This window comes from Curtobacterium sp. MCLR17_045 (genome assembly GCF_003234405.1).
Lineage (GTDB): Bacteria > Actinomycetota > Actinomycetes > Actinomycetales > Microbacteriaceae > Curtobacterium > Curtobacterium flaccumfaciens.
This window is the reverse complement of sequence record NZ_QKTB01000002.1, coordinates 162,354-180,836: the sequence shown is the minus strand read 5'-3', so window position 1 is coordinate 180,836 and position 18,483 is coordinate 162,354. Positions and strand designations below refer to the sequence as shown.

16 protein-coding genes are annotated in these 18,483 nt (G+C 72.4%); 6 read left to right on the top strand and 10 right to left on the bottom strand.

The window, feature by feature from the left end; all coding sequences use genetic code 11:
* Positions 1-6: 6 nt before the first annotated feature.
* Entirely contained in the window at positions 7-1,518 is a 1,512-nt protein-coding gene (locus tag DEJ05_RS03030) for a cell wall metabolism sensor histidine kinase WalK (protein ID WP_111030518.1), read from the bottom strand.
* A complete protein-coding gene (locus DEJ05_RS03025) occupies positions 1,515-2,192 on the bottom strand; it encodes a response regulator transcription factor (RefSeq protein WP_017885962.1) in 678 nt (225 codons plus the stop codon). Before DEJ05_RS03025 ends, DEJ05_RS03030 begins: the two co-directional genes overlap by 4 nt.
* Positions 2,193-2,387: 195 nt before the next feature.
* Here DEJ05_RS03025 and DEJ05_RS03020 point away from each other — a divergent pair, with 195 nt between their 5' ends.
* Positions 2,388-2,702 carry a hypothetical protein gene (locus tag DEJ05_RS03020; protein WP_110864838.1) on the top strand — a complete coding sequence of 105 codons (315 nt, stop codon included), beginning with the start codon at positions 2,388-2,390 and terminating at the stop codon, positions 2,700-2,702.
* 41 nt (positions 2,703-2,743) lie between these two features.
* Here DEJ05_RS03020 and DEJ05_RS03015 read toward each other — a convergent pair whose 3' ends face one another.
* Positions 2,744-3,838 carry an aromatic acid exporter family protein gene (locus DEJ05_RS03015; protein WP_111087568.1) on the bottom strand — a complete coding sequence of 365 codons (1,095 nt, stop codon included), beginning with the start codon at positions 3,836-3,838 and terminating at the stop codon, positions 2,744-2,746.
* Between the two features lie 80 nt (positions 3,839-3,918).
* Here DEJ05_RS03015 and DEJ05_RS03010 point away from each other — a divergent pair, with 80 nt between their 5' ends.
* Complete coding sequence (locus tag DEJ05_RS03010) at positions 3,919-5,163, top strand: phosphotransferase enzyme family protein (RefSeq protein WP_111109703.1); 1,245 nt, start codon at positions 3,919-3,921, stop codon at positions 5,161-5,163.
* Between the two features lie 567 nt (positions 5,164-5,730).
* Positions 5,731-7,857 (top strand): DEAD/DEAH box helicase, encoded by a 2,127-nt coding sequence (locus DEJ05_RS03005; RefSeq protein ID WP_181422702.1) that lies wholly within the window; start codon positions 5,731-5,733, stop codon positions 7,855-7,857.
* Positions 7,858-7,975: 118 nt separating this feature from the next.
* Here the strand turns inward: DEJ05_RS03005 and DEJ05_RS03000 are convergent, their stop codons facing one another.
* Positions 7,976-8,248: a mycoredoxin gene (locus DEJ05_RS03000; protein WP_111109702.1), complete on the bottom strand. Its 273-nt coding sequence runs from the start codon at positions 8,246-8,248 to the stop codon at positions 7,976-7,978.
* A gap of 58 nt (positions 8,249-8,306) precedes the next feature.
* Here DEJ05_RS03000 and DEJ05_RS02995 point away from each other — a divergent pair, with 58 nt between their 5' ends.
* On the top strand, positions 8,307-9,836 hold the full coding sequence (locus DEJ05_RS02995) for a CYTH domain-containing protein (RefSeq protein ID WP_071405572.1): 1,530 nt from the start codon (positions 8,307-8,309) through the stop codon (positions 9,834-9,836).
* A gap of 112 nt (positions 9,837-9,948) precedes the next feature.
* Here the strand turns inward: DEJ05_RS02995 and DEJ05_RS02990 are convergent, their stop codons facing one another.
* Complete coding sequence (locus DEJ05_RS02990; protein ID WP_111109701.1) at positions 9,949-12,120, bottom strand: S9 family peptidase; 2,172 nt, start codon at positions 12,118-12,120, stop codon at positions 9,949-9,951.
* Between the two features lie 29 nt (positions 12,121-12,149).
* Entirely contained in the window at positions 12,150-13,349 is a 1,200-nt protein-coding gene (locus tag DEJ05_RS02985) for a Fic family protein (RefSeq protein WP_111109700.1), read from the bottom strand.
* A 147-nt stretch (positions 13,350-13,496) separates the two neighbouring features.
* Between DEJ05_RS02985 and DEJ05_RS02980 the strand changes: the two genes are divergently transcribed.
* Positions 13,497-14,696, top strand: coding sequence for an amidohydrolase (locus tag DEJ05_RS02980; protein ID WP_111109699.1), 1,200 nt, complete (start codon positions 13,497-13,499; stop codon positions 14,694-14,696).
* Between the two features lie 88 nt (positions 14,697-14,784).
* Here DEJ05_RS02980 and DEJ05_RS02975 read toward each other — a convergent pair whose 3' ends face one another.
* On the bottom strand, positions 14,785-15,675 hold the full coding sequence (locus DEJ05_RS02975) for an aminodeoxychorismate lyase (RefSeq protein ID WP_027464735.1): 891 nt from the start codon (positions 15,673-15,675) through the stop codon (positions 14,785-14,787).
* 19 nt (positions 15,676-15,694) lie between these two features.
* On the bottom strand, positions 15,695-16,045 hold the full coding sequence (locus tag DEJ05_RS02970) for a tryptophan synthase subunit alpha (protein ID WP_027464736.1): 351 nt from the start codon (positions 16,043-16,045) through the stop codon (positions 15,695-15,697).
* 64 nt (positions 16,046-16,109) lie between these two features.
* Between DEJ05_RS02970 and DEJ05_RS02965 the strand changes: the two genes are divergently transcribed.
* The gene (locus DEJ05_RS02965; protein WP_163343438.1) at positions 16,110-16,634 is read left to right on the top strand and encodes an 8-oxo-dGTP diphosphatase; all 525 of its coding nucleotides are present in this window, start codon (positions 16,110-16,112) and stop codon (positions 16,632-16,634) included.
* Between the two features lie 10 nt (positions 16,635-16,644).
* Here DEJ05_RS02965 and DEJ05_RS02960 read toward each other — a convergent pair whose 3' ends face one another.
* Both DEJ05_RS02960 and DEJ05_RS02955 read right to left on the bottom strand, forming a co-directional pair.
* Positions 16,645-16,932 carry a hypothetical protein gene (locus DEJ05_RS02960; protein WP_027464737.1) on the bottom strand — a complete coding sequence of 96 codons (288 nt, stop codon included), beginning with the start codon at positions 16,930-16,932 and terminating at the stop codon, positions 16,645-16,647.
* A 16-nt stretch (positions 16,933-16,948) separates the two neighbouring features.
* Positions 16,949-18,337 carry an ABC transporter permease gene (locus DEJ05_RS02955; protein ID WP_146245003.1) on the bottom strand — a complete coding sequence of 463 codons (1,389 nt, stop codon included), beginning with the start codon at positions 18,335-18,337 and terminating at the stop codon, positions 16,949-16,951.
* Positions 18,338-18,483: the final 146 nt, after the last annotated feature.

Below are 18,483 nucleotides of genomic sequence, written 5' to 3'. Positions count from 1 at the left end.
TCGTGCTCAGCGCACCTCGGGCAGGCGGATCGTGACCTCGAGCCCACCGGCGGGCACGTTGCGGAGCGACGCCGTGCCTCCCGCCCGTTCCGCCACCGCACGCACGATCGCGAGTCCCAGCCCCGAGCCGCCGGGCAGGGCGCCGGCACCGGTCGACGGGTCCGGGTTCGGGCGGGACGTCCGGGCCTCGTCCGGACGGGTGAAGCGGTCGAACGCCACCGGGATGAAGGACTCGGGCACGCCGGGGCCGTCGTCGGTGATCTGCAGCACGCCCTCGCCGCCGGTGCTCCGCCAGGACACGAAGATGCCGCCGCCGCGGGGGAGTGCGGCCACGGCGTTGCCCGCGATGTTCGTGACGAGCTGGGCCATCCCGCCGGTGTCGATCCGGTACCGCGGTTCGACGGTGCCGCCGCCGATGCCCGGGCCGGAACCACCGACGGCGACGGGCGGTTCGAGGTCGAAGTCGACGGTGACGTCCTTCGCCGACGCGATGAGCCGGACGCGGTCGACCGCGGCCATCACCTCGTCGCCGAGGTCCGACCAGGCGGTCTCGGGGCGCCGGTCGCCGTCCTGTTCACGGCGCTCCGACTCCTCGATCCGCGACAGGGCGAGCAGGTCGTTCGCCAGCCGCGACAACCGCGCGACGCTGTGCTTGGCGCGTTCGATGTGGGCGGCGAGGGCGGCGGCGTCGTTGCCGTCGAGCGAGGCGAGGTCGAGCTGGGTCGTCAGGATGGCCAGGGGCGTCCGGAGCTCGTGGCTGGCGTCCGACACCATCTGGCGTTCGCGCTCGGTCGCCTGCCGGGTCCGGGCGAGGAAGGCGTTGAGCGTGGTCGCCAGGGACGCCAGCTCGTCCTGGGCGGGGCCCACCGGCAGTTCGGCACGCTCCGGAGCCACGGAGAGCCGTTCGGCCTCGCGGCGCATGCGGTTCACCGGGCGCAGCGCGGTGGTCGCGAGCACCCAGGACGCCACGCCGAACGCGAGCAGGATGGCCAGGCCGGTCAGCGACAGCGTCGTCGTGAGGTCGTCGACGACGATGGCCTCGGCCTGCGAGTTGCGGGCGGCGACGACGGTCCAGCGGCCGGCCTCGTTGACGGGGTGCTCCACCACGACGCGGTACTCCGAGCCGGATGCCGTGATGATCGAGGTGCCGGCGGGGGTGGACCGCAGACTGCCGAGGGCCTGCTCGACACGATCGGGCATCGTCGACAGCACGATCTCGCCGGACGGGGACACGACGGCGACGAGCTGCGCGTTGCCCGGCGGCGAGAGGTCGGGGTCGCTGTCGACCTCGAGCGTGGCGACGTACGGGTCGGCATCGGCGTCGAGCAGGGTGCGGGTCGCACTCGCGACGACGCTCACCACCTGGAAGCGCATCACCAGGACGAGCAGCAGGATGACGATCGCGGCGATCGCCGTCGACCCGATCGTGATCCGGGCACGCAGCGACAGCAGACGCAGCGGCCGGATCGGACCGCCGCGTCGGCGGTCCGATCGTGGGGCGTCGTCGGCCCCGCTCACGCCCCGAGCAGATCCAGGCGGTACCCGCGACCGCGGACCGTGGCGATGGCGACGGTGGCCTCGTGCGCGGTGAGCTTCTTGCGGAGGTACGAGATGTACTGCTCGACCACGTTCGGGTCGACGTGCTGCGAACCGTCCCAGACCTCTTCGAGGATCTTCGGGCGGTCGACGACACTGCCGGCGGACCGGGCGAGCAGTCGGAGCAGGGCGAACTCGGTGGGGCTCACGGCGACGCGCTGGCCCTTGATCGAGATGCGGCGGGCCTCGGAGTCGATGGAGACGTCCCCGACCTCGATGGTGCGGGGTGCTCCGGCGGACTCACGACGGCCGAGCGCTCGCAGCCGAGCGGTGAGCTCGGCGAAGGCGAAGGGCTTGGTGAGGTAGTCGTCCGCGCCGGCGTCGAGCCCGAACACGCGGTCATCGACGGCATCGCGCGCGGTCACGAGCAGGATCCGCACGGGGTCCTCGCGCTCACGGATCCGCCGCGCGAGCTCGAAGCCGGACATGCCGGGCATCATCACGTCCACGACCGCCAGGTCGAACGCCTGCTCGCCGAGGGCGATGAGCGCCTCGACACCGTTCTCGACGGCCGTGACCCGGTACCCCTCGGCCGCGAGTCCGCGTTCCATCAGGGCACGCATCTCGTCGTCGTCCTCGACCACCAACAGCCGCATAGTGGACCTCCTCGGACCCATCGTGGCATCGAACCGGCGCGGAGGGCCGTTCTCCGGGTCCGACTCGCTGAATCTCGTCACAGGACAAGGTGGAACGGTCTGTCCCACGTTCTAGGGACGTGAGCGCCGCTTGCTTCGTTGCTAGGCTCCGGCAGCGGACAGCGCGACCCGATGCGCCGCCCGCACTGGGGGATCATGAACGACTCGATCGACCACCCGGCCATCGTGCGCCTGCGCGCCGAACTGGACGCCGCGTGGAAGGGCATCGGCGCGCTCGCGCAGCTGGAGGACGCACCGCGCGACCGCGTGGTCGCGGAACTGCGGACGGCCGTGCCGGACGTGGCGAGCCGTGCTGCACGCGAGGTCGGCACCGAGGCCGTCGTCGCGGAGATCAGCCGGTACGCCGACGCCGGCATCCCGGGTGCGACCGCGACCGACGTCGTGCCGACCGCGGTGATCTGGTCGGACGTCGTGCGGACGGCGTCGGAAGCGGCCTGCGCAGCGCGCTGAAGCAGACCGAGCGGCCTGCGCAGCGCGCTGACGCGGACTGACTAGTCGTCCTCGCCGAGCAGCTCGCCACGCACCCGTCGGATGTCCTCGAGCAGCGCCCCGATGAGCACCCAGTGCCGGGAGTTCGGCCGGACCACCTCGAGCGGCGCGGTGAGTGCCGGCTCGGAAGCCTCCGCCCACGGCCCGACGTCCGGCCCGGAGGCAGCGGTGTCCGCTCCGCCGACCCCGTCCACCGGGTCGAGCCGTGTCGATTCCACCCGAGCGCTCAGCGCCCGGACGTCCGCACCGATCCGTGCCACCTCGGTCGCGATGCCGTGCACCACCGGGTCGTCGCGCAGGTCCGGTGCGGTGTTGTCGCGGATCGCCCGGGTCATCCCGGTGACCCGGGTCACCAGGACGCGCAGGTGGTCGGTGGTCACCACGTCGCGGTCGAGGATCGTCCGGTGCCGGCCACTGCGCGGGTTCATCGTCAGGGACTCACGCGCCGACCCCAGGGACGCCTCGGCCTTGGCGTGCTGCTGCCGGAGTGCGCGGGCCGCGACGAGCGCCTCGTCCCAGCGCTCGCGGTCCCACCCCTCGGTCAGGCCGATCGCGATCCGCTCGAACGCCACCGCGGTGTCGCGGGCGAGCCGGGCGACGGCGAGGTGCGCCGGTTCGAGCAGCACGGGCGGCACGATGAGCGCGTTCACGACCAGGGCGACGATCGCACCGATCACGGTCTCGAGGATCCGGTCGGCGGAGTAGTTCGGCGTCACGACCCCGGCGGTGAGCACGAGCATCCCGCTGATCCCCACCTGGGTGGCGGAGGTCGGGGTGAGCCGGAGCGCCCAGGCGATGAGGATCGCGAGCACGATGACGAGCAGCACGACGAACACGCCGTCGCCGAGCAGCAGGTGGAACCCGGTGGCGAGCACGACGCCGATCACCACGCCCGCGCTCCGCTCGAGCCCCTTCACGAACGACTGGTTGATGCTCGGCTGCACCACGAGCAGTGCAGCGATCGCCGCGAAGGTGGGGAACGGCCCCTGGATGACCAGGCGGCAGAGGAGCACGGCGGCGACCACCGCGACGGCGGTCTTCACGACCTGCAGGAACGGCGTGCGACTGGAGCTGCGGAGACGCGCGACCGGGTTCACACCGACCACGGTAGCCACCGGCCGCGCGCCGAGCCGTGCACGAACGCGACGAAACCCGCGCGACACGGTTGACTGATGTCGTGTGGCCCAACCATGAGCGCGTCATCCCGCAGGCCTTCGCCGGCTCCGGGACCTCCGTGGTGGCCGCGCGGGCGCACTCCGTCGAGCCCTCGGGCAACGGCTACCTGTACGGCTACGAGGTCGACACGGCGGACCGCAACGGCCAGCGCGCCACGGTCCTGACCTACGTCGACACCGGCGGCACCCACGACCAGAACAGCGCGATCGTCACCGACCCGGCGACGGGCGACCCGGTGTCGGTGTGGGCGTACCCCAACGACCCCGGCTTGCCGGTGCTGCCGCAGGTCACCTACCGCGACGCCGTCGCCGAGCTGCTGACCACGCTCGGCATGCCCGTCACCGACCCGCTGCTCACCGTGGCGGCGTACCGGCCCGGCAAGCGCGCGGTCGTCCGCGTGGACGCCCCCGAGCGCACCCTGTTCCTGAAGATCGTCCGCCCGCACCGGGTCGCGCCGATCGTGCAGTCGCACGAGCAGTTCGTCGCGGCCGGTCTGCCGGTGCCGCGTGTGCTCTCCAGCCGTGGCGACGGCTTGCTCGTGCTCGAGCGCATCCGCGGCGTGCCCGCAGGCAGCCGCATCCTCGACATCGCCGACGACCCCCGCTTCGTGGCGTCGCTCGCCGCGCTGAGCGGCCGGGTCGCCACCGTCCCGATGACCCAGCAGGCGCGCGCCGACGCGATGGACCACGCCGACTGGCACCGTCGTACGCTCATCGCGGCTCTTCCGCGCGACGCCGAGGAGATCGACCGCCTGTACGACGCCATCGGCCGCCGCTCCATCGGCTGGTCGAGCTCGACCAAGCAGGTCGTGCACGGCGACCTGCACCTGGAGCAGGTCTTCGTCGACGAGGACGAGCCGTGGCGCATCTCCGGCCTGCTCGACATCGACACCGCGGGCTGGGGCTTCCCGGTCCGTGACGTCGGTGCCGTCGTCGCCCACCTCGTGGTCACCGGGCTCTGGCACCGGTCCCGAGGCGACGCCGAGCGCGGCGCCGCCGCCGAGCGCCTCGCCGACGCGATCGCCCGCGACTGGGTCGCGCACAACCCGCGCGAGGCCGACCGCATCGGACCCGCCATCGGCGCCCAGCTGCTCGCCCACGCCGGCGGCCAGGCGACCACCGGCTCCGCCAACGGGATCCAGACGGCCCAGCAGCTCCTCGCCGCGACGCAGGCCGCCCTGGCGGACGCGGCCCCGAGCCTCCCGACCGGTGGTTCGACCCGCCCGCGGTCCGCACCGCAGGTCTGAGACACGACGCCGCTGTCGCGAAAGCGACAGTTCTGCGCGGAACATCCGCGGCGTCCTGTCGCTTTCGCGGGGTCACCGGGGCAGGGAACCGGAGACGTGTCGCTTCGGTGGGGTGAACACGACCGGAGGACGGACTGGAGGCCCGGGTCGGGCCCGCCACGGGCCTCCCGTCCGCCGTCGCGACGCGCGCGGGCAACGCGCCGGTCGCCTCTGTCGGTGGTCCGGGAGTAAACTGAGCGCGCACGCACCGCGTTCCCGCGTGCCGCGTCGATTCCGGACGCAGCCGTCGATCACTTGATCGACGCGGGGACCGGGCCGTGACCGCCCCGAGGGGGCATCACGTGCGTGTGACGACGCCGGATCCCGGCGCGGACCGTCCGAACCTGCTCCCGGCAGGTGCTCGTGTGGAACGGCTCGCGGGAGTCCACCGGACGTCCCGATGCGGGGACCGGCGATGCGGTGGGCCACGGTGGCCCGCAGCTGAACCGGAGCCGCGCCAGGCGCCGGTGCAGGACTTCCCGCCCCACGGGCGGATCGCCCCGACGTGTGGGCGGAACAGGAGGAGCGTTGGCTCGATCAGGCACCCGGCGTGCTGCCGGCGGGACGCGGACCGCGTCACGCCGCACCAGGCCGCTGGACAACGACGGCGTCATCCCCGTCCTCGCTCGCGCTGTGCGCGAGGTCGAGGCCGCGGCGCAGCGCGGACCGCTCAAGGCATCGAACCGGACGAAGTTCCAGGCGGTCGCCCTGCTCATGCGCGAAGAGCGCGCGCGGGTGAAGGCCGACACGGAGCTCACCGACGCGCAGCGCGCCGAGCAGCTCAAGCGGCTCGACGGCGTGGCCACGATCCTCGCGAAGACGGCGGCGCGCGACACCAGTGTCATCCAGCTCCTCGCCGAAGAGGTGCAGGTGTCCGAGGCGACGCGTGCGGTCAAGCGCGACATGATGATCGCCGGCGGCATGGAACTGCAGCCGGAGGACCTCGTCATCGCGTCCGAGCCCGCCGCGGTCGTCGAGACCCCGGTGCGGGCCGTCGTGCCGCAGGCGGTCGTGCAGCGCCAGCTCGCGAACCCGTTCATGCCGCCGGACTTCGCCCTCGCCGACCAGCCCGTCGCGCACCCGCGTCGCCTGGCGAACTGGGAGCTGTTCGGGCCGCTGTTCAAGTCGTTCGAGTACGGCGCGGGCGGGGGAGCGGCGACGATGCCGCTGCCGGAGCCCACGACGCTGCACTCGCGCTCGGGCACCACGCTCATGAAGCACCAGGCGGAACTCGTCGCCGCAGCAGCGCAGGGGCACCGCACGTTCCTGCTCGCCGACGAGCCCGGCCTCGGCAAGACCGCACAGTCGCTGCTCGCCGCCGATGCCGCGAACGCGTTCCCGCTGCTCGTCGTCGTGCCGAACGTCGTCAAGACGAACTGGGCGCGTGAAGCCGAGCGCTGGGTGCCGAACCACCGCGCCACGGTGATCCACGGGGACGGCAACGACCTCGACGGGTTCGCCGACATCGTCATCGTGAACTACGAGATCCTCGACCGGCACGCCGGGTGGCTCGGCAACTTCGGGTTCAAGGGGATGGTCGTCGACGAGGCGCACTTCATCAAGAACAGGGACTCGCAGCGCGCCCGGTTCGTGCTGCAGATCGCCGAGCGCATCCGGCAGCGCACCGCCGCACCGCTGCTCATGGCGCTGACCGGTACCCCGCTGATCAACTCGGTCGAGGACTTCCGCACCATCTGGGAGTACCTCGGCTGGATCGACGACAAGAAGCCGCGCGCGAAGCTCATGAACGAGCTCGAGGAGATCGGCCTGACGCCGGCCGACCCCGGGTTCTTCGTCGAGGCCCGCCGTGCCGTCATCGACCAGGGCATCGTCCGACGCCGCAAGGTCGACGTCGCCGCGGACATCCCGGCCCGCCGGATCGCCGACATCCCCGTCGAGCTCGACGGTGACGAGGGTCGCTCCATCCGCGACGCCGAGCGCGAGCTCACCGCGAAGCTCGTCCGCCGCTACCACCAGGCGCTCGACGCCCGCACCGGGCAGGACCCGGTCGTCGGCATCGACCACAAGCTGGTCCGCCAGGTCGCCCGCTGGGAGCTCGAGGACCAGGACGCCTCGTCGACCGGCGAGAACGTGTTCTCGATGGTCCGCCGCATCGGCCGTGCCAAGGCCCAGCTCGCGGCCGACTACGCGGCGCAGCTCGCCTCGAACGTCGGCAAGGTCGTGTTCTTCGCGAAGCACCTCGACGTGATGGACCAGGCGGAAGAGGTGTTCGCCCGTCGCGGGCTGCGCACCGCCACGATCCGCGGCGACCAGACCCCGACGCAGCGCACGGCCGAGATCGACTCGTTCGTGAACGACCCCGACGTCGCCGTCATCGTCTGCTCGCTGACCGCGGCCGGTGTCGGTCTGAACCTGCAGGTGTCGTCGAACGTCGTGCTCGCCGAGCTGTCGTGGACGAGCGCCGAGCAGACCCAGGCGATCGACCGCGTGCACCGCATCGGGCAGGAAGAGCCCGTCACCGCGTGGCGCATCATCGCCGCGCAGACGATCGACACCAAGATCGCCGAGCTCATCGACTCGAAGGCGTCCCTGGCCGCCCGCGCGCTCGACGGTTCGGACGAAGAGGTCGTCGACTCCGGTGACATCCAGCTCGACGCGATGGCTGCGCTGCTGACCGAGGCGCTCGGCGGCTAGCTCGGCGCGTCCGGCGCGCGGCGCTGTCCCGGACAGCAAAACACCGGTGTTCGCACTCTGAACCGCGTCATGCGCGTGTTCGGAGCGTGAACACCGGTGTTCTGCGGAGGGCCGCCGCTCAGATGCGGGACTGCACCTCGGCCAGGGACGGGTTCGTCGCCGTCGAGCCGTCGGAGAACACGAGCGTCGGCACGGTCTGGTTGCCGCCGTTGACCTCGGCGACGAGCTCGGCGGTACCGGGGGTCTGCTCGATGTCGACCTCGGTGAAGGGCACCCCGGCCTTCGACATCTGGTTCTTCAGCCGGGCGCAGTAGCCGCACCACGTGGTGGTGAACATCGTGACGCCGCCGGCTTCGGGCGTGAACTGCTCGCGGGTGATCGTGTCGCTCATCCCTGCAGGCTAACCCCGGGTGCGGGGAAACCCCGCAGTGCCTGGTAGACAAGAGCGTGTGAGCCACACGCACCTCGAGATCGAGCGCACCTACGACCTGCCCGAGGGCGGTGCCCTCCCCGACCTCGTCGGCGCGGGCGGCATCCTCCGCACCGAGCACCAGGAGCCGTTCGAACTGGACGCGACCTACTGGGACACCGAGCGGTACGACCTGGTGGCCGCGCGGGTGACCGTCCGTCGCCGCACGGGCGGCCCCGACGCCGGCTGGCACATCAAGCGCTCGGAGTCGGACACGGTCCGCCACGAGCAGCAGTTCCCGCTGACCGACGACGCCGACACGGTGCCCGACGAGGTCCTCGCCGCGCTCTTCACGGAGCGTCGCGGCCGCGGGCTGCGCCCGGTCGTCCGGATCACCACCACCCGCACCGTCACCCGACTGCTCGACGAGGACGGCGACCAGATCGCCGAGCTCGCCGACGACCAGGTCACCGCCCAGCGCCTCGACGACGACGCCCCCGAGACCCCGCGCACCTGGCGCGAGGTCGAGGTCGAGACCGTCGACGGCGTCGACCCGCAGATCGCCCACGAGCTGTTCGCGGCCCTCGACGGGCGCTTCGCGGCCGTCGGCGCCGGCCCCGCCGCCGTCGCGTCCAAGCTGGCACGCGGGCTGGCAGGAGCGCCGGCACCGCGCCTCCAGACCGAGGAGAAGCCGGCCAAGGGCACGACCGCACGCATCCTGGCGAAGCGGGTGCGCAAGCTGCGCGTCGCGCTGCTCGGCCAGGAGGCCCGGCTCCGCTCCGGCGACACGGCCGACCTCCGGCAGGCGGCCGACACCACCCTCGAGATCGCCGCGATCCTGGGCGCCTACCGCCCGGCGTTCCCCGACGGCGAGGCCGTCGACCGCGCCGCCGAGGCGGCGGACGGCCTGGCGGGCGTCACCGCGCGTGCGGCGCTGGCCGAGTACCTGATCGACCGGCTGCCGCGGGCGTCGTCGCCGGCGCAGGACGACCTGGTCGACGCGATGACCCGCGAGCGCATCCTCGCCTCGACCCGGGAACGTCGCGACCAGGCGGTGCGGGACGTCGTCGCGTTCCTGCACGGCGAGCCGTTCCTCGAACTGCTCGACGCCCTCGACGACGCGGCCGAGCGACCGGCTCCGACGGCGTGGTCGCTCCGCGCACCGAAGCAGGTCGCACAGGACGTCGGCGCCGACGTGAAGCCGCGCGTGCGCGAACTCGTCCGGGCCGCCGTCGCCGACGACACCTCGGACACCGCTGCCGAGCGCGAGGCCGCCGACCGGACCACCACCGAGGCCGCGTGGCAGGAGACGATGCGCGCCCGGATGGCGATGGACGTCCTCGGCGACGACGCGTTCCCGCACGCGCTGTGGAAGCGGATCGGCACCGCCGCCGACGTGCTGACCGAACGGGTGCGGTCCCTGCACGCCCTCGACATCCTGCGGGCGAACGCGGCGATCGCGGAGCGCGGGGGTGAGGGCACGTTCGGGTACGGGGTGCTCGCGGGGGACCGGGTGCGCCTGGCCGAGGAGTCCTACGACGAGGCGGTGCACGCGCTCAACCGCGTGTGAGCGGGGTGCGCGCTGCGTGCGCTGCGTGCGCCGCTGTTCGCTTGGTGAGCAGAAGAGGTCGGGTCCCGCGTTCGGACCCGACCTCTTCTGCTCACGAAGTGCGAGGCGTCGCTCAGCCCGCGGCGATCGGGTTGGCGGTCGCGGCGGCGGGCGTCTCGTCGGCGAGCCCGAGCACGTCGAGCAGCCACGCGAGTTCGAACGCCCGCTCCTTCCACGACGCGTAGCGACCGCTGACACCACCGTGGCCGGCGGACATCTCGGTCTTCAGCAGCACCGGAGCGCCGACCTCGCGGAGCTTCGCGGTCCACTTCGCGGGCTCGACGTAGAGCACGCGGGTGTCGTTGATCGAGGTCACGGCGAGGATCTGCGGGTACTGCACGTCGTCGCGGACGTTCTCGTACGGGGTGTACTCGCTCATGTAGCGGTAGACCTCGGCGTCGTGCAGCGGGTCGCCCCACTCGTCCCACTCGATGACGGTGAGGGGCAGGTCCGGGTCGAGGATGCTCGTGAGCGCGTCGACGAACGGCACGGCGGCCAGGATCCCGGCGAACCGCTCGGGTGCGAGGTTGGCGACCGCACCCATCAGGAGCCCGCCCGCGCTGCCGCCCTCGGCCACGAGCCGGTCGGCGCTCGTCCGGCCGGACTCGATCAGGTGCTCGGCGACCGCGACGAAGTCGGTGAAGGTGTTCTTCTTCGTCAGGGTCTTGCCGTTCTCGTACCAGTGCCGGCCGAGCTCACCGCCACCACGGACGTGCGCGACGGCGAAGACGACACCGCGGTCGAGCATCGACAGGCGCATGACGCTGAAGCCGGGGTCGATCGAGTGCTCGTACGAGCCGTAGCCGTAGAGGTGCAGCGGTGCCGGGGTGCCGTCCTCGACGGCGTCACGACGCCAGACGAGCGAGATCGGCACGCGGGTGCCGTCCGACGCGGTCGCCCAGTCGCGCTCCTGCACGTAGTCGGCCGGGTCGTAGCCGCCGAGCACGGGCTGACGCTTCAGGACGGTGACCTCGCCGGTGGCCAGGTCGAGGTCGCTGACCTCGGAGGGGGTCACGAACGACGTGTACCCGATGCGGAGCGTCGGCTGCTCCCACTCCGGGTTGCCGCCGAGCCCCGCCGAGAACAGTGCTTCGTCGAAGGGGACCTCGTGCGCGTCGCCGTAGCCGTCGCCCTCGATCGGGATGATCGCGACGCGGGGGAGCGCCTCGGACCGGTACTCCAGGGCGAGGTGTCCGGCGAAGGCGTCGACCGACTCGATGCGGCGCTCGGTGTGGTGCGCCAGGACGACGCGGCGGTCACGCTCGGACGTCGGGTCGTCGGCGGGGACGTCGACGAGCTCGAAGTTCTCGGCGCCGTCGTTGTGCAGCACCAGGAACCGGTCGCTGCCGCCCACGATGGCGTGCTCGATCTCGTACTCGACACCCTCACGGCGGGGCCAGACGACCTGGAACTCACCGGTGGGGTCCGCGGCGTCGAGGACGTGCGCCTCAGACGTGATCTTCGAGCCGAGCTCGATGACGATGTACTGCGACGAGCGGGTGACACCGACACCGACCCAGTAGCGGTCGTCGGGCTCCTCGAACACCAGGACGTCCTCGGACGCCGCGGTGCCGACCGTGTGGCGCCAGATCTTGTCCGGGCGCCACGACTCGTCGACCGTGGGGTAGAAGACGTAGCGGCCGGCCGGGTCGAACGTGGCGCCGGCGCCCGTGTTCGGGATGGCGTCGCCGAGGTCGGTCCCCGAGGCCAGGTCGCGCACGTGCAGGGTGTACCGCTCGTCGCCCTCGACGTCGATGCCGTAGACCAGGCGGGTGCCGTCGTCGCTGATGTCGTAGGTGCCGAGGGAGAAGAACTCGTGGCCGTCGGCCAGGGCGTTGCCGTCGAGGACCACCTGCTCGCCGGGGAGTGTCGACTCGCCCTCGACGACGGCGGGCGGCGTCCAGTCGTCGGGGCCGGCGACGGGCACGCGGCAGTGCACGCCGTACTGGCTGCCCTCGGCGGTGCGGGTGAAGTACCACCAGTCGCCCATCCGGACCGGCACGGAGAGGTCGGTCTCCTGCACGCGGCTCTTCACCTCGGCGAAGATGCGGTCCCGCAGCGGCGCGAGGTGCGCGGTCGCGGCGTCGGTGTGGGCGTTCTCGGCTTCGAGGTACGCCAGGGTGTCGGGGGATTCCTTGTCCCGCAGCCACTCGTAGTCGTCGACGAAGTCGATGCCGTGGTGGGTCCGTGTCACGGGCCGCTTGGCGGCGCTGGGCGGGGTGGATGCGGTGTGCTCGTTGCTCACCGTCCCACCCTATTCGCCCGCACCCCCGGTCAGGCCGCCGTGCGCTCGCGCCCGCCCACCGCCGCCTGCACCCGCTGCTCGAACGCCTCGAGCTCGTCGACCACGGCCGGTGCGACCCACGCCCGGTCTCGGAGACGATCGGTGACCGGACGGAGCACTCCCGCCAGCACCAGGTCGTGGGTGACGCGCTCGACCTCGTCGGTCGTGAGCAGGGTGTCCAGGTGCGCTTCGGTCAGGACGGGGTCGTCGGCGAGCGCACGGCCGACGACGGCGTGCGGGCCCGAGGCGCAGGGGCCGACGGACCGATCGGCGTCGTGCTCGGCGAGCAGCAGGGCGCTCAGGGTCGCCTCGTCGCACACCGTCCCGATTGCGAGGGCCACGTCGACCACGAACCCGGTGACCTTGCCGTCGCGGTACTGCTCGAGGTGCCGGAAGTACCGCCGCCGATCCGCCGCGAGCGCGGTGGCCACCGGTGCCGTGACCGTGGTCGTCACCCCGCGACGCCGGAGCACGGCACCGATCAGCGCGCGCCCGATCCGACCGTTGCCGTCGGTGAACGGGTGGATCGACTCGAACTGGGCGTGGGCGATCGCGGCCTGGGCGATCGGGTGCAGGTCCACACGGTGCACGAACGCGAACAGGTCGGCCATCAGCGGTGCCACGAGCTCGGGCGGTGGTGGCACGTACACGGCGTCGCGGGGCGTGGCGCCGCCGCCGATCCAGTTCTGCACGTCGCGGTACCGGCCTGCGTACCGTCCGTCCACCGGGTCGTCGCGCATCAGCAGGCGGTGTGCCTCGAGCAGGGAGGCCTCGGTGACGGTGCCCGAGTCCGCTCCGGACACCAGGTGCTCGACGGCGCCGCCGGCCCGGACGACCGCGGTGGCACCGGCGTTCGCCCGGATGCCGACGAGGGCCCGTGCCAGGTCGTCGATCGACGCGGACTCGTCCTCGATCCGCGACGACGCCACGGCTTCGGTCCGGCCGAGCACGGACCCGAGCGGCGCGAGCCGGGAGCCGTGGTGGACGTCGAGGGCGCGCAGGGCCGTGGCGCTCCGGTCGAGCAGCGCGACGGTGTCGTCGTCGGGCGTCCACCGAGCCCTCGCGATGGACGGGGGCAGCGACACCCGCACGGTGGTCACCAGCCGGTCGTCACGGCACCCGCGGACGGCGCTGCGCCACGGTCGCTCGCTGCGTTCGTGCGTGAGCCAGGTGTCGCTCCGGTGTGCCATCCCGCGACGGTAGAGCCACCCGGACGCTCGACGCCAGGAATCGGTATTTCGCCCGCTCGCCGCCGCGCGCACCCGTGCGACTGCGCCCGCCCGCGCCCGTGCGACAGCGCCCGCCCGCGCACCACGCCCCCGCGTACCGTTGGTGCCATGAGCAACTCCTTCGCGATCACCGGTGCCCACGTCGTCCCCGTCTCCGCTCCAGCCTTCGACGGCGGCGCGGTCGTCGTCGAGGACGGCCGGATCACCGCGATCGGTCCGGACGTCTCCCCGCCCGAGGGGATGACGGTCATCGACGCCGCGGGTTCGTGGCTCGTCCCCGGCTTCGTCGAGGCACACGGCCACGTCGGCATCCACGAGGAGGCCAACGGCGAGGCCGGCAACGACACGAACGAGATGACCGCCCCGAACATGGCCGGCGTCCGGGCCATCGACGCGATCGACATCGACGACGAGGGCTTCCGGGACGCCCTAGCCGGCGGGATCACGAGCATCGTCGTCAAGCCAGGCTCCGGCAACCCGATCGGCGGGCAGAGCGTCGCCATCAAGACCTGGGGCGGCCGGACGATCGACGAGCAGCTCATCTCCGACTCGGTCAGTGTGAAGAGCGCCCTCGGCGAGAACCCGAAGCGCGTCTACGGCGGCAAGGGCCAGACACCCTCGACCCGGCTCGGCGTCGCGAAGATCATCCGTGACGCCTTCGTGGAGGCGCAGAACTACAAGGCCGCCCGCGACGCCGCAGCCGCGAAGGACGAGCCGTTCGCCCGCGACCTGACGAAGGAGACGCTCGTCCGGGTGCTCGACGGCGAGCTCGTCTGGGACCAGCACACCCACCGCCACGACGACATCGCCACCGCGATCCGCCTGTCCGAGGAGTTCGGCTACCGGCTCGTCGTGAACCACGGCACCGAGGCGCACAAGATCGCCGACGTGCTGGCTGCCAAGGACATCCCGGTCATCTACGGCCCGCTGTTCACCAGCCGCTCGAAGGTCGAACTCCGCGACCGCGGCATCCCGAACCTCGCCACGATCGCGGCGGCCGGGGTGCGGGTCGCGATCACGACGGACGCGCCGGTCGTGCCGATCAACATGCTCGTCGACCAGGCGACCGCCGCCGTGAAGGAGGGCCTGCCCGCCCAGACCGCACTCGAGGCGCTCACGGTCAACCCGGCCGAGTTCCTCGGGTTCGGAGACCGCGTCGGTCGCCTGGCCGAGGGCTACGACGCCGACCTCGTGCTCTGGGACGGCGACCCGCTCGACGCGACCAGCCGCGCGACGCGCGTCTGGATCGACGGCAAGCCCGTCTTCGCGTGGGCCGACGGGGCCGGCGTCACCACGCCGCGCTGGTAGCGGGTGCACAGCCGGGAGGCCCGGATCGCGACGTGCCTGCGGGTCGCGATCCGGGCCTCCAGGCCGTTGCGCCGGGGGCGCCGCGTGCTCAGACCTCGCGCGCCAGCAGGAAGTCGTTGATCCGCGTCGTGAGCTCGGCGTCGATCGGACGCGCGTCGCCGTTCACCGAGCGGATCGGCGCAGCCTGCCGCACGCTCGACACGAGCCAGAGCGCGTCCGCCGCCGCCAGGTCGGCGAGGGTGACGAGTTCGTAGGCGGTCTCGATGCCCTCCTGCTCAGCGAAGCGGAACACGTCGGCCTGCGTCGTGCCGGCCAGGATCCCGATGTCGGTGCGGGGCGTGACGAGCCGGTCGCCGACCTTCATGATCAGGTTGGCGCGCGTGCCCTCGAGCACGTAGCCGTCGCTCGAGACGAACAGGGCGTCGTCGGCGCCGCGGCGGACGGCCTCGCGCAGGGCGGCCATGTTGACGCCGTACGACAGCGTCTTCGCGCCCTGCAGCAACCACGGCGAGGTGCGCTCGACGTCGTGCCGGTACCCGCGGTCCAGGACGACGACGGAGATGCCCTCGGTGCGGGCGGCCGTGGAGTCACCCGACGGCGCGGCGTAGACCCACCCGGTCGGACGGTCGGTGCCCTCGACCCCACGGGTCAGGACGGTCTTGGCGAAGGCCTCGCGCACCGGGTCGAGGCGGGCGCAGACGGCCTCGATGGCCTGGCGCCAGGCCTCCGGGTCGGGCGCGGGCAGGTCGAGCATCGCGGCGGAGCGGCCGAAGCGGGCGAGGTGCGCCTCGAGGGCCTGGGGCCGACCGTCGATCACCGTGATCGTCTCGAACACGCCGTCGCCGCGCGTGACGCCGAGGTCCTGCACCTGCACGTGCTCCTCGAGCGGCTTCGCCCAGGTGAAGGCGTCGGCCGCGGGGTCGTGCGGCGCAGCGTCGCGGGAGGGCTGGTTGAGGACGGCGAGCACGGTTTCGGTCATGCGTCCATCCAACCGCAGCTCAGCCGGCTTCGGGCAGCGCGCCCAGCAGCTTCCACACGGCGGGCGTCAGCTCGGGGTGCTGCAGCGCGATCCGGCGCAGCCGGTGGTACTCCTCGCCCAGCCGGGTGCCCTGCCCGGACGCCGGGTGGCTCGACCACTGCGCGTGCCGCTTGCCGATCGCCTCGTCCAGGTCGACGGCATCCGCGCGCAGGATCAGCACGACCTGCTCGTCGACGGTGGGGAGCGTCGGCATGAACTCCCACGGGTCTTCGCCCTGACGACTGCGGTGCTCGACGAGCATCGAGATCTCCTCGGCGGCCTCGGCGCGCAGCACTTCGAGGCTGCGCCCGGTCCTGCGGGGCTCAGCCATGGTGCCCCCGCAGCACGCCTGCCATGGGAAAAGCGTACGACACTCCATCGGTCACACTGGACGCGTGACCCTTCGCGACGAGAGCAAGTCCCAGCATCCCCGGGTGGTGGTCGTGTACCTGCTGCGCGACGGCGAGGCAGGCCCCGAGGTGCTGCTGGGGGAGAAGCGCCGCGGCCTCGGCACGGGCCGTCTGGTCGGCCCCGGCGGCAAGCGCGAGCCCGGCGAGTCGGCGGTCGAGACCGCCGTGCGCGAGGTGCGTGAAGAGGTCGGCCTGCGGCTCGACGCGGTCGACCTGGAGGCCCGTGGCACGTTGGACTACCGGTTCCCGTACCGACCGTCCTGGTCCCAGGTCTCGGACGTCTTCGTCTGCCGCCGCTGGCAGGGCGACCCGTCGGGCTCCGACGAACTGGAGCCGCGGTGGATCCCGGTCGACACCGTGCCCTACGACGCGATGTGGGACGACGCCCGCTACTGGTTGCCGGGGGTGCTCGCGGGCGGCAGCGTCCGGGCGCGGTTCACGTTCGCCGAGGACGACGCGACGGTCGCCGGGTTCACCGGGACGGGCGTCGGCGTCGGCGTGGAGGACTAGCTGCTGGCTGCTAGCGCGGCTGCTGGGTACGGGTGCTGCCGGTGCGCGCTTCCTCGGCGGCGGCCATGACGTCGGCGTCGCCGCTCCGGCCACCCAGGGGCCGCACGAAGAAGTCGATGATGCCGACGACGATCGCGCCGATCATCGAGAACATCGCCCACCCGACGAACAGCCCGGCGGTGCCGCGGCCGTCGGCGGGCGCGAGCAGGACGCTCGCGGCGTAGAAGCCCACCGTCAGCACGAGGAACACGACGACGACGGTGATGAGGACGCGGTGCCAGGTGATGCGCGGGTTCATCCGATCAGGATACGCGTCAGCGGTCGGCGTGCCGGCCGTGCGGCGGCTCGTCCGACGTGTCGGACCGAGCCGGCGCCCTGGAGCCCTCGGTGCGTGGGACGGGACGCGTGCGCGGTCCGGTCCCCGCGCCTCCCGCCCGCTGCACCGGGCCGGTGCGGTCCCCGGGGCGCTGCACGGCGATGCGCCCGGTCGGTGTCGCGTCCGGCTCGAGGCCGTCGCGACCGCCGGTGAAGACGTCACCGCCGGTGCGGTCGTCCTCCCAGTCGTCGTCCCGCAGCACGCTCAGGGTGCCGGTCTCGGTGGAGGTCAGGCCGTGGCGCTCGAGCTCGGCGTCGCGCTGCCCGCCGAGGAACTCGCGGTTGGCGGTGTTGGCGTCCTGGAACATCGTGGTCCGGCCGGTGACGATCGCCCGGATCCGTCGGCGCTCCCACCACTTCTTGCCGAAGTACATCAGCACCAGGCCGGCCGTGGCGTAGCAGGCCATCGTGATCAGGCCGCGAGCCGGGCCGGGGCCGACGCCGTAGACCTGGTGCTTGATCATGTCGACCATGCTCGAGCCGACGACGACGTTGTTCAGCCAGGCGAAGGGCTCGGGCATGAACCACTTCGGGTAGGCGCCGCCGGACGACGGCATGGACAGGAAGACGAAGCAGATCATGGCGGGTGCGGCGATGAACCGGCCGACGAAGTAGCTCAGGCCGTTCACCGCCAGGCCGATCGCCACGATCCAGCCCCAGGCGATGAGCACGAGCTGGATCCAATGCCCGTGGATGGCGCCGAGCACGGGCCCGGCGAGGGTGTTCGTGATGAGCGAGATGACCAGGCCGCCGACCACGATGACCGTCATCCGGGTGCGGTGCCGGAGCGGGCCGCCCATGATGCCGATGAACATCGCGACCATGTAGCCGCCGATGCACCACGCGAGCATGACGTACATCGCGACGGTGCCGTACTCGTCCCAAGCGGGCAGGGGTGCGAGCTCGGTGACCTTCGGGGTTGCCCCGCCCAGGCCGGTCAGCACCGCGGTGAGGGTGGCCGGGACGAGGCTCGCGACCTGGAACTGGTGCGCGCTCGCCTTGAAGAACTCGTTCGCAGCGGGGTCGTACGCGACCGCCATGGAGCCGCCCACAACGTCGCGCTTCGCCTGCGCGAGCGAGTCGTACGTGTGGAACACGAACTCGCCCGGCAACGCCTGCTGCACCGCCTGCACGAACGCCGGGTCGCTGCCGATCAGGGCGATCGGGACGTCGTGCGGGTGCGGGGCGTGGAACGCGAAGACGTAGCACAGGCAGAACCCGACGATGAAGAACAGCGGCATCCAGAGCTGCAGGCCGATCAGCTGCAGCGACGGGTGCAGGGTCGAGTACCACCGGCGGTAGGCGCCGTGCTGCTGGGGCGCGGGCACCGGAGCCTGTCGCCGGGGTCCCGAACGCGTGTGCCCGGCGACCTTGCCGCCACGGCGCGGCTTGGTCCCACGTGCGGAGGGACGGGTCCCGCGCGGCTTCGGTGGCGTGGGACGAGAACCGCCGGGGCGCTCCGGTCCGTCGTCGT

Bases quoted from the DNA above. Each gene is read 5' to 3' on its own strand.
- DEJ05_RS02960 (WP_027464737.1), bottom strand. From the start codon at position 16,932: ATGAACCCGCGCATCACCTGGCACCGCGTCCTCATCACCGTCGTCGTC.
- DEJ05_RS03020 (WP_110864838.1), top strand. From the start codon at position 2,388: ATGAACGACTCGATCGACCACCCGGCCATCGTGCGCCTGCGCGCCGAA.
- DEJ05_RS02975 (WP_027464735.1), bottom strand. From the start codon at position 15,675: ATGACCGAAACCGTGCTCGCCGTCCTCAACCAGCCCTCCCGCGACGCT.
- DEJ05_RS02985 (WP_111109700.1), bottom strand. From the start codon at position 13,349: ATGGCACACCGGAGCGACACCTGGCTCACGCACGAACGCAGCGAGCGA.
- DEJ05_RS03000 (WP_111109702.1), bottom strand. From the start codon at position 8,248: ATGAGCGACACGATCACCCGCGAGCAGTTCACGCCCGAAGCCGGCGGC.
- DEJ05_RS02980 (WP_111109699.1), top strand. From the start codon at position 13,497: ATGAGCAACTCCTTCGCGATCACCGGTGCCCACGTCGTCCCCGTCTCC.
- DEJ05_RS02970 (WP_027464736.1), bottom strand. From the start codon at position 16,045: ATGGCTGAGCCCCGCAGGACCGGGCGCAGCCTCGAAGTGCTGCGCGCC.
- DEJ05_RS03025 (WP_017885962.1), bottom strand. From the start codon at position 2,192: ATGCGGCTGTTGGTGGTCGAGGACGACGACGAGATGCGTGCCCTGATG.